The sequence below is a fragment of the Escherichia sp. MR genome, assembly GCF_005280595.1.
Classification (GTDB): Bacteria; Pseudomonadota; Gammaproteobacteria; order Enterobacterales; family Enterobacteriaceae; genus Escherichia; species Escherichia ruysiae.
In genome coordinates this window covers 104,919-116,523 of the sequence record NZ_SZVK01000009.1, presented here as the reverse complement: position 1 = coordinate 116,523, position 11,605 = coordinate 104,919, and the positions used below count along the sequence as shown (strand labels likewise).

Genomic DNA, 11,605 nt, shown 5'->3' with positions numbered 1-11,605 from the left:
GATGAGGGCTTTATTGTAGGTGGGCCAGTTGGTGATTTTGAACTTTTGCTTTGCCACGGAACGGTCTGCGTTGTCGGGAAGATACGTGATCTGATCCTTCAACTCAGCAAAAGTTCGATTTATTCAACAAAGCCTGGCATACATCTGGCTGGAACCGATTATCTGATGATTGCCAGCTTTCAGATTGAAATAAAATTTGCCGTTGCTCGCTGTTTTTTTCTCATAGCGTTCGTCCTGCGGGCTGTTGCTTTGCACCGAGGCAATGCCCTTTTCCGCAGCGGCTTTTGAGGTATACAGTTCGCTGGTGAGAATGATCTCGCCATTGCCCGCTTTTAGCACAAACCGGAACTGATTTTCACTGCTCTTATTGAGTTCAAACCAACCAGCCATAATGACTCCTTGATTGAAATTGCGTATCGAAAACAGTATGTAACGATTTAAGTATGGGTGATATTCAGTTGACTGCCAATCAGGGGAATACCCTCTAAAGGGTGGGGGAGATTACTGATAAATATGCAGGAATCTGAATGCGGATACGGTGTTATCCCTCTCCTTTCAGAGAGGGGCATGACGGGTTAATAAACAGGGAATTTTGCCCTCGCCAGGGCAATGATACATTAAACGATACGACAGGCGTCAGCTTCCCAGCGGTAACCGACACCGTAAACGGCACGGATAAATGACTGCTCTTCGTCCAGCGACTCCAGTTTACGGCGCAGGTTTTTAATGTGGCTGTCGATGGTGCGGTCGGTTACCACGCGGTAATCGTCATAAAGATGATTGAGTAATTGCTCGCGGGAGAATACTTTTCCCGGTTCATGGGAGAGGGTTTTCAAAAGACGAAATTCTGCAGGCGTCAGATCAAGCATTTTGCCACGCCATGAAGCCTGAAAACGACCTTCGTCGATAATCAACGGGCTTTCGGCATCCTGTTGCTGCAACTCGCGCTGCGGTTTGCAGCGGCGCAAAATGGTCTTAACACGCGCCACCACTTCCCGTGGGCTGTACGGTTTGCAGATGTAGTCATCGGCGCCAATCTCCAGCCCCAGCAAACGGTCGATTTCTTCGATTTTTGCCGTAACCATCACGATGGGGACATCGGAAAAACGACGAATTTCCCGGCAAAGTGTCAGACCATCAGTGCCTGGTAGCATCAGATCCAACAGGATCAGATCCGGTGGGGTCTGCCGCACATACGGCAGTACCTGATCACCGTGACTGATAAGGGTCGGCGCGTAGCTCGCAGCACGCAGATAATCAATGAGCAACTGCCCCAGCTTCGGTTCATCTTCCACGATCAAAATACGCGGTGTGTTTTCGTCGATTGGTAACTCGGTCATACTTCTCTCTGTAAATCCCGTTCCAGCGGTAACTCTACTGTAATGCTTACCCCGCCAAAAGGCGAATGAGTGGCAACAATGCGACCACTGTGCGCTTCAACAATGTTAAGGCAAATCGCCAGTCCCAGCCCGGAACCGCCGCTGGCACGGTTCCGGGAACCTTCGGTGCGGTAAAAACGCTCAAACAATTTTTGCAGTTGTTCGTCGCTGACGCCCGGCGCACTGTCGGCAAAGGTCAGGCGCACCGTTTTGTCGCGCTGCTCGGCGGAGATTTGCAGGCTGCCGCCGCTGTCGGTGTAACGTAGACTGTTTTCCAGTAAGTTATTGAATAACTGCATTAAACGGTCGCGATCGCCAAATACGGTAATGCTATCCGGTAGGGAAAATTGCAGCTTCAGGCCACGGCTGGCGAAACGTTCACGAAAAGCGCCGCCTGCCACTTCCAGCAGCGGGATCAGATCCACAGGCGCTTTTTGATAGGCGAGAGCACCTTCATCTGACATCGACAGTTGATGCAGGTCATCCACCAGTTTGGTCAGTGTACCGACCTCCGCCTGTAAAGAAGCCACTGTCTCCGGTGTGAACTTACGCACGCCATCCTGAATAGCTTCCAGTTCTCCGCGCAGTACTGCTAAAGGCGTGCGCAGTTCGTGAGAGATATCAGCCATAAAATCGCGGCGCATCTGTTGGTTTTTCTCCAGCGTGCTGGCGAGCTGGTTGAAGTCTTGTGCCAGTTTGCCCAGTTCATCTTCACTGGTGGGCGTCACGCGGGTTGTGAAATCGCCCGCCGCCAGTTTGTGCGTGCCATCCACCAGCCGTTTCACTGGAGCGAGCAAACCGCGCGCCAGTGGGAATGTCGCCAGCGCCGCCAGTAAGGTAGATAAAGCGACAATCAGCCAACTGGTTTGCCGCTGTTGTTTATCGAAATTGATATCGGTATTGCGGGTTAACCGTTCAACGGGTGAGGCGATCACCGCGCCAACTTCAACACCATTGACCAGAATAGGGCGCCTTGTACCGTCCGGTGGAATGGGAGAGCGTGGGCCAACCAGCACTTTGTTGTTTTGATCGACCACCCAGAACTGAGTACGCCAGCCGTGTGGCGGCATACCGGGCCCCGGTTTGTCTTCATTATTATCATGTTCAAATGAGCGCAGTATCTGAAATACAAAACGATCGTTATTACGCAGAAAGCGCCAGTTACCGTGCTGGGCGTACTGCTCGCCAAGTGCATCTCCGAGCATTTGCAGCCGCTGTTCATTACCATGCTTAATGTAATCGATAAAGCCGCGCTCAAAACTGATCCGTACCGCCCAGTGCATCGTTATCAATAACACAATGCAGGTGGCGAAGATCGCCAGAAACAGTTTGCCGGTAATGCCGGGTCGCCAGAACTTCATTGCGCGCTCCTTTTTCTCCGCGAAATAGCCACGTTTTGATGCGTATCGTTCGGAACTCTGGCAAAGATGAACGCCGGAAGGGCGATGAGAAACGCCATGCTAAGCCAGGTGTACATAAAGACGGTTTGTGTGGTGCCGCTGTCAACGCTGACATGTTGGGAGCCAAAAAGACCCAGCAGCAGCCCGGCGATGGTCACACCGATACTCATCGACAATTGCATAATCATCGACAGCAGGCTGTTGCCGCTGCTCGCCAGATTGTCTGGTAGATCTTTCAGCGTCAGGGTGTTCATGGAGGAGAAACGCGTTGAGTTGACCATTCCTTGTAAAAACAGAACGAATGGCAAAACGTAGTACCAGCCAAGCATCGCGGTGGCCATAAACAGCAATGTGACCAGCGACAGACCCAGCGTGGTTGCCACCAGCACCCGACGATAACCAAAGCGGTTAACCACCTGCACCACAATACGTTTCATTCCCATGCTGCCGAGCACCATGGGGATCATCATCAGTCCGGCATGGAACGGCGAAAAACCGAGGCCGATTTGCAGGAAAACCGGCGTCATAAAGGGCAACATACCGCTGCCAATACGTCCGGCAAAACTTCCCGCCAGACCCAGCGAAAAGGTGCGGGTGTGGAACAGTTTCAGACTGAAAAGGGCGCGGTTGTTATTTCTGGCGTGCAGCAGATAAAGCACCAGTGCCACTACGCCAACCGCCACCAGGCCGACAATCGCCAGCGGCGAAAGTCCTGTGCCTTTACTGCCATCCAGCGCCAGCGTTAACACTGCCATGCCAACCGCCAGCAACAGAAAGCCGGAGAGATCGAAGCGCCGCGTCTGCATGGTGTAGTTTGGCATTAACATTAGCGTGGCGATCGCACCGATAATCCCCACCGGAATGTTGATCAAAAAGATCCAGTGCCACGACGCGTACTCCACCAGCAGACCGCCAAGCGCCGGACCGAGCAGCGGGCCGACCTGACCGGGCAGCGTGACAAAGGTCATCGCCGCCATATATTGCTCGCGCGGAACAATTTTCATCACCGTTAGCCTGCCGACCGGCACCATCATCGCACCGCCTACGCCCTGTAACGCACGTGCCAGCAACAGTTCATTAAGGGTGCCGGAAAGCGCGCAAAACAGCGAACCGAGGGTAAACAGCACGATAGCGGTAAAGAAAATATTGCGCACGCCGACTTTGTCCGCCAGCCAGCCGCTGGCAGGCAGCATCACCGCCACGGTCAGCACATAAGAGACAATGACCATGTGCATATGCAGCGGGCTTTCCCCCAGGCTTTGCGCCATTGAGGGAAGGGCGGTGTTGACGATGGTGGTGTCCAGCGACTGCATAAAGAAGCCGAAAGCCACAATCCACAATTGCCAGCGGGTGCTGTCAGGAAGATCTGTCATTTACTCGGTTACCGTTTCTTTAGATTTTCGCGAAAAACGCAGCCGCAGACGGTCGAAAAAAAGATACACCACCGGCGTGGTATACAGCGTCAGGAGCTGACTCATTACCAGACCGCCGACAATGGTGATCCCTAATGGTTGACGCAGTTCCGAGCCGTCGCCGCCAGATAACACCAGCGGCAGCGCACCAAACAGCGCCGCCAGGGTAGTCATCATAATCGGACGAAAACGCAGCAGACAGGCCTGGAAAATGGCTTCCTGCGGCGTCAGATTTCCATTCCTTTGAGCTTCGAGCGCAAAATCGACCATCATGATGGCGTTTTTCTTCACAATGCCGATTAATAACATGATCCCTATCAGGGCGATTAGGCTGAACGGGGCATTGAACAGCTCCAGCGCCAGCAGCGCCCCAACGCCCGCCGAGGGTAGGGTGGAGAGAATCGTCAACGGATGTACGTAACTCTCGTAAAGGATACCCAGCACGATATACACCGTGGCGATCGCCGCGATAATCAGGATCACCTGCGAGTTCATTGTCTCCTGGAACACCTGCGCCGTTCCGGCAAAACTGCCGCGCACCGTCGAAGGCACGCCAAGCTGCGTCATCGCACGATCGATTGCCGCACTGGCGTCCGAAAGCGATTTCCCGGTCGGCAGGTTGAACGAGATGGTCGAGGCCGCCGATAATCCCTGATGATTCACCGACAGCGGCGCGTTTGCCGGTTGCCATTTGGCGAAATACGACAACGGGATCGCTTTGCCTTCGTTATTAATGACGAACATTTTTTCCAGCGCGCTGATGTCCTGGGTATAGCGCGGATCCACTTCCATCACCACTTTATACTGGTTCATTGGCTGGTAAATGGTCGAGATTTGCCGCTGACCAAAGGCGTTATTCAGCAGGCTGTTGGCGGCCTGCACATCGATCCCCAGCCGCGCCATCGTGTCGCGATCGTAAACCAGGTTCATCTCCGCGCCGTTATCCTGCTGGTCGGAGTTAACGTCCGCCAGTTCCGGCAACGTTGCCAGTTTTTTGCGGATTTTCGGCTCCCATTCGCGCAGCGCCGCCAGGTCGTCGGATAACAACGTGTACTGGTAGCTGGCGTTCGACTGACGCCCACCAACGCGAATATCCTGCACTGCCATCAGGAACAGATTCGCCCCCGGTTCTTTCGCCAGTTTTACGCGCAGACGGTCGATAATTTGCTGCGCCGTTTCGCTGCGTTCGTCGCGTGGCTTGAGGGTGATAAACATCATTCCGCTGTTAACCCGCGAACCACCGGTAAAGCCGGTGACATTATCCACTGCCGGATCGTCACGGATAATTTTCATAAAATCCTGCAACTTACCGCGCATTGCCTGAAACGAAATACTCTGATCCGCCTGTATCCCGCCCATCAACACGCCGGTGTCCTGCTCCGGGAAGAAGGTTTTCGGGATCGAGATATACAGCCAGATATTGAGCGCAATGGTGCCAAGCAGCACCACGCCCACCAGACGGGTGTGATTGAGTACCCATTTCAGCGACTTACCGTAGCCTTGTTGCAGCGCAACCAGCATCCGGCCAAAACCACGTAACCGTGTTTGTTCACGCGGCTTGCTGGCTTTCAGCATCCAGCCGCACATCATCGGCGTTAGCGTCAGAGAAACCAACAGCGAAATGCCAATGGCGACTGAAAGCGTCACGGCAAATTCGCGCAATAAGCGCCCCGGCAATCCACCCATCAACAGTAGCGGCAGGAACACCGCCACCAGTGACAGACTCATCGACAGCACCGTAAAGCCGACTTCGCGAGTACCTTGCAGTGCGGCCTGTAGCGGTTTCATCCCCGCTTCCAGATGACGGGCGATGTTTTCCAGCACCACGATGGCGTCATCCACGACAAAGCCTGTGGCGATGGTGAGCGCCATCAGCGACAGGTTATTGAGACTGAATCCGCACAGATACATCGCCGCAAACGTACCAATCAGCGAAACGGGCACCGCAACGGCGGGAATAATGGTGGCGCGACCTGAGCGCAGGAACAAAAAGACCACCAGAATCACCAGCGCCACCGAGATAATCAGCGTTTGCTCGACTTCCTCCAGTGAGGCGCGAATGGTGGGGGAGCGATCCTGGGCAATTTGCAGATCAATCGCCGCCGGAATGGTCTCCTGCAACTCTGGTAATTTTGCCCGGATGCTGTCAACCGTCTGGATAATATTGGCTTCCGGCAGCTTGCGGATCATCAGCAAAATAGCCGGTTTGGCGTTGGTCATCCCGGCGTTGCGCACATCTTGTACAGAGTCGGTCACCGTCGCCACATCGCCCAGACGAACCGCGCCGCCGTTGTTGTAATGAATAATCAGCGGCTGATATTCAGCGGCGGTTTTCAGTTCATCGTTGGTCTGGATCTGCCAGCGGTGAGTACCATCCTCCAGCGCCCCCTGCGGTTTACGCACGTTGGCATTGCTGATGGCGGTGCGCACATCGTCCAGCGATACGCCCTGATTAAACAGCGCCTGCGGATTCAGCCCGACGCGCACGGCGGGCAGCGAGCTGCCGCCGACATCGACATCACCGACGCCGTCGATTTGCGCAATCGTCGGCGCCAGCTGCGTCGAGGCGAAATCGTACAGTTCACCCTGGGAATAAGTATCGGACGTCAGCGTCAGGATCATAATTGGCGCATCCGACGGGTTTGCTTTGCGATAGGTCGGGCGGCTGGGCATCCCGCTGGGCAGCAAACTTTGTGCGGCGTTGATCGCCGCCTGCACATCGCGCGCCGCGCCGTTGATATCCCGGTCAAAATCAAACTGCAAAATAATGCGCGTGCTGCCGAGCGAACTGCTGGAGGTCATTTCACTGACCCCGGCAATACGCCCAAGCGAGCGTTCCAGCGGCGTGGCAACGGAAGACGCCATTGTCTCTGGCGACGCACCGGGCAGCGAGGCGCTGACCATAATCACCGGAAAATCGACCTGCGGCAGCGGGGCGACCGGCAGCATACGGAAGCCCAGTATGCCGCACAGGGTAATGGCAACCGACAGTAAAATCGTCGCCACCGGGCGGTAAATGAAGAGGGCAAAAAACTTCACTTACGCCTCCTCTTCATGGCGGGCAAAGCGGCTTTTTGCCCACAATGCCAGACGGTCGAACAGCAGATAAATCACCGGCGTGGTAAACAGTGTCAGCACCTGGCTGACAACCAGACCACCGACCATGCCGATGCCTAACGGACGGCGCAGTTCCGCGCCGACTCCGGTACTTAACATCAGCGGCAGCGCGCCAAGCAGTGCCGCCAGAGTGGTCATCAGGATCGGACGAAAACGCAACAGACAAGCCTGGTAGATTGCATCGCGCGGCGACATGCCTTGCTCACGCTCAGCAGCCAGCGCGAAGTCGATCATCATGATGGCGTTCTTCTTCACGATACCGATCAGCAAAATAATGCCGATAATCGCAATCACATCCAGTTCGCTACCGGCAATCATTAATGCCAGCAGCGCGCCGACCCCTGCGGTGGGTAGCGTCGAGAGAATGGTGATCGGGTGAATAAAACTCTCGTACAGAATGCCGAGCACGATATACATCGCCACCACCGCCGCGACAATCAGCCAGACAGTGCTGCCAAGCGCCGACTGGAAGGCGAGGGTGCTGCCCTGGAACTGCGTGGTGATATCCACCGGTAGATTCAGCGTCTTTTCGGTGTCCATAATCGCCTGCACCGCATCGCCCAGCGAATAGTTATCCGGCACGTTAAAGGAGATGGTCGTTACCGGGAACTGATCCAGATGGTTGATGGAGAGCGGCGCAAAACGCTGCTCAATTTTGGCAATTGAGCTTAACGGCACCACGCCACCGTCGCTGCTGGTCAGGCGAATGGTATCCAGCGCCGCGAGGCCTGGGGTATTTTCGGTGTTGTGTTCCAGCACCACGCGATACTGGTTAGCCTGAGTATAAATAGTGGAAATCAGTCGCTGACCAAACGCGTTGTACAGGGCGTTATCGACATCCGCCATGCTGATACCCAGACGGCTGGCGCTGTCGCGATCAACATTGACATACGCCACCAGCCCTTTGTCCTGCCAGTCGCTGGAGACATCAGAAAGCTGTGGAAGCTGCTGGAGTTTTTCCATCAACTGTGGCACCCAAGTGCTGAGCGCATCCAGCGACGTTGCCTGCAAGGTAAACTGGTACTGGGTGCGGCTGACCTGAGTATCGATGGTCAGGTCCTGCGCTGGTTGCAAGAAGAGATCGACGCCCGGCACTTTATCCACCGCCGTTTGCAGACGGGTGATGACTTTTTGCACCCGATCATCACGTTCATCCAACGGTTTGAGGTTGATCTGTAAACGCGCACTGTTCAGCGACGGGTTAGTGCCATCAACGCCAACAAATGAGGTCAAACTTTGCACTGCCGGATCCTGCAAAATCACGTCCGCGACCTGGCGTTGCCGCTGGGCCATATTGGCAAAGGAGCTGGATTGCGGTGCCTGCAAAGTGCCCTGAATAATGCCGTTGTCCTGCACCGGGAAGAAGCCTTTCGGAATGAACACCCACAGCAGTACGCTAAGCAGCAGCGTGCTGAGCGCCACGCTTAAGGTCAGCCACGGATGATTCAGCACCTTCGCAAGCCCCCGACCATAGGCGGCGATTATCCTGTCGAATATTTTCTCCGAGGCACGGGAGAATCGGTTTTGTTTACGCAGCGACTCCTGGCTGAGCATCCGCGCGCACATCATCGGCGTCAGGGTCAGCGACACCACGGCTGAGATCAAAATTGCTACCGCTAGGGTAATGGCAAACTCGCGGAACAGTCGCCCGACGATATCGCCCATAAACAGTAGCGGGATCAGCACTGCAATCAGCGAGAAGGTCAGCGAGATAATGGTAAAACCGATTTCACCTGCGCCTTTGAGCGCCGCCGCCAGCGGTTTTTCGCCTTTTTCGATATAGCGCGAAATGTTCTCGATCACCACGATGGCGTCATCGACCACGAATCCGGTGGCGATAGTTAACGCCATCAGCGTCAGGTTGTTGATCGAAAAATCGAGAAACACCATGACTGCGAAGGTGCCGATTAATGACAGCGGCACCGCAACGCCGGGAATGATGGTCGCCGGAATGTTGCGCAAAAACAGGTAGATAATCATGACTACCAGCGCGATAGCCATCATCAATTCAAACTGAGTATCATCGACGGATGCGCGGATATTGGTGGTGCGATCGGAAAGCACCGTTACTTTTACCGATTTCGGCAAACTTTCGGTGAGTTGTGGCAGCATCTGCCGGATGCTGTCGGCGGTAGAGATAATGTTAGCACCGGGCTGGCGCTGAACATTCATCACTATGGCCTGTTCTTTGTTCGCCCACGCGCCGAGCCAGCTGTTTTCTGCACCTTGCTCTACAGTTGCGACATCGCCCAGACGAATCGGCGCGCCGTTCTGGTAGGCGATGATTAGCTGGCGATACTCTTCTGCGGATTGCATCTGGTCGTTCGCCGACAGCGTGACCGCGCGGGAAGGGCCGTCGAGGCTACCTTTGGCTGAGTTAACGTTAGCGCCAGTAATGGCGGTGCGCACGGTTTCGCTGGTTAGTCCAAGAGCGGCAATCGCCTGGGCGTTAAGTTTGACACGAACAGCCGGACGCTGACCGCCGGAAAGCGTCACCAGCCCGACGCCGGAAATCTGCGAGATTTTCTGCGCGACGCGGGTTTCCACCATATCTTCCACCTGCGTCATCGGCATGGCGGTTGAGGTGACAGCGAGTGTCATGATTGGCGGATCTGCCGGGTTCACTTTGCTGTAAACCGGCGGGTTAGGCAGGTCGCTCGGCAACAGGTTAGTGGCGGCGTTAATCGCGGCCTGCACTTCCTGCTCGGCGACATCTAGCGGTAATGTTAGCTGGAACTGCAAGGTGATAACTGACGCGCCGCCGGAACTCTGCGATGACATCTGTTTCAGGCCAGACATCTGCCCAAACTGGCGTTCGAGCGGCGCGGTAACGGCAGAGGTCATGACATCCGGGCTGGCGCCGGGGTAGAGCGTGACCACCTGAATAGTCGGGTAGTCCACTTCCGGCAGCGCCGAAACGGGCAGGGCGCGATAGCCGATAATCCCGGCGAGTAAGATCGCCACCATCAGCAGCGTGGTGGCGACAGGGCGCATAATAAACAGGCGCGACGGGCCGCCTGTGCTGCTCGGAGGTAACACCTGCATCAGGAGCGCACTCCTTTTTTCGCGTATTCACGGCTGGTGGCTTTCTCTTCCGGCGAGGTGGCGATCTGGGCTTCCACCACTTCCACTTTCGCTCCTTCAGTCAGGCGATCAATGCCGTCTGTTACTACGCGATCGCCTGCGGAAATACCCGCGCGGATCACCACTTTCTGACTGTCCTGAATGCCCGGCGTCACCAGATGTTTGCTGACTTTGTTTTCGCTATTCAGCACCCAGACAAAATGGCCTTCGTTGCCCATTTGCAGGGCGGCGGTGGGGATCACCACGGCGTTTTGTTCGGTGTCCACTAACATGCGTGCGTTAACAAACTGATTGGGAAACAGCGCATCATCCTGATTATTGAAGCGCGCTTTCACTTTAATGGTGCCAGTAGTGGCATCGATTTGGTTATCGAGACTTAACAGCGTGCCTTCACTTAACTTCTTCGAGTTGGTGCGATCCCAGGCTTCAACAACCAGCGGTTTTCCGGCTTTTTGTGCCTGCACAACGGTGGCGATATCGCTTTCCGGCAGGGTGAAGAGCAAATCGATAGGATGCGTCTGGGTGATCACCACAATCCCGCTGGTATCACCACTGGAGATTTGGTTACCGACATCAACCTGCTTCAGGCCAACGCGACCATCGACTGGCGCAGTAATCCGGCTCCAGTCGAGTTGCAGTTGTGCGCTGGCGACGCTCGCTTCATCGGCTTTAATGGTGCCTTCGGTTTCACTGACCAGCGCCTGTTGGGCGTCCAGTTCCTGACGGGAAACGAGATTGGTTTTTGCCAGTTGTTGATAACGCGCCAAATCACGGCGCGCGTTGGCAAGTGTGGCTTTATCTTTTGCCAGTTGCCCCTGGGCTTGTGCTAATGCGACTTTGAACTGGCTGGGGTCAATCTCTGCCAGTAAATCGCCTGCTTTGACCTGCTGGCCTTCCTGGAAATGCAACGCCATCAGTTGACCGTCCACGCGGCTGCGCACCGTAACAGTATTAGCGGCGGTAATAGTGCCAAGCCCGGTGAGATAACGTGGAACGGCCTGTTCAATGGCGGTTGCCGCCTGTACTGGTGCTAAAGGGCCGGAACGCATACCACGGCGACCACCCGCTGGCGGCTGCTGTGCTTGTTTCATCGCACCTGGGGCTGCGCTCTGGGATTCATTGCGGCCTTGCCAGAACCAGAATGCGGCGATGGCGGCGATAACCACCACGATTACGATTACCCAACGGGATTTATAACTGTCTTTCATCGTTA

General features: G+C 55.3%; 6 protein-coding genes and 2 pseudogenes. All 8 read right to left on the bottom strand.

The window, feature by feature from the left end; translation table 11 throughout:
* Nucleotides 1-102 (bottom strand): annotated as a pseudogene (locus FC814_RS06405) (IS5/IS1182 family transposase); the annotation flags it as partial.
* Between the two features lie 33 nt (nt 103-135).
* Nucleotides 136-390 (bottom strand): annotated as a pseudogene (locus FC814_RS06400) (YegP family protein); the annotation flags it as partial.
* Between the two features lie 227 nt (nt 391-617).
* On the bottom strand, nt 618-1,340 hold the full coding sequence (gene baeR / locus FC814_RS06395) for a two-component system response regulator BaeR (RefSeq protein WP_000137883.1): 723 nt from the start codon (nt 1,338-1,340) through the stop codon (nt 618-620).
* Nucleotides 1,337-2,740 (bottom strand): two-component system sensor histidine kinase BaeS, encoded by a 1,404-nt coding sequence (baeS, locus tag FC814_RS06390; RefSeq protein WP_000675167.1) that lies wholly within the window; start codon nt 2,738-2,740, stop codon nt 1,337-1,339. The genes baeR and baeS overlap by 4 nt, the downstream gene beginning before the upstream one ends.
* On the bottom strand, nt 2,737-4,152 hold the full coding sequence (locus FC814_RS06385) for an MFS transporter (protein ID WP_032225638.1): 1,416 nt from the start codon (nt 4,150-4,152) through the stop codon (nt 2,737-2,739). The genes baeS and FC814_RS06385 overlap by 4 nt, the downstream gene beginning before the upstream one ends.
* Nucleotides 4,153-7,230: a multidrug efflux RND transporter permease subunit MdtC gene (mdtC, locus tag FC814_RS06380; protein WP_137325678.1), complete on the bottom strand. Its 3,078-nt coding sequence runs from the start codon at nt 7,228-7,230 to the stop codon at nt 4,153-4,155. It abuts the gene before it with no gap.
* Entirely contained in the window at nt 7,231-10,353 is a 3,123-nt protein-coding gene (gene mdtB / locus FC814_RS06375) for a multidrug efflux RND transporter permease subunit MdtB (RefSeq protein ID WP_137325677.1), read from the bottom strand.
* The gene (gene mdtA, locus FC814_RS06370; protein ID WP_137325676.1) at nt 10,353-11,600 is read right to left on the bottom strand and encodes a multidrug efflux RND transporter subunit MdtA; all 1,248 of its coding nucleotides are present in this window, start codon (nt 11,598-11,600) and stop codon (nt 10,353-10,355) included. The genes mdtB and mdtA overlap by 1 nt, the downstream gene beginning before the upstream one ends.
* Between the last annotated feature and the right edge of the window lie 5 nt (nt 11,601-11,605).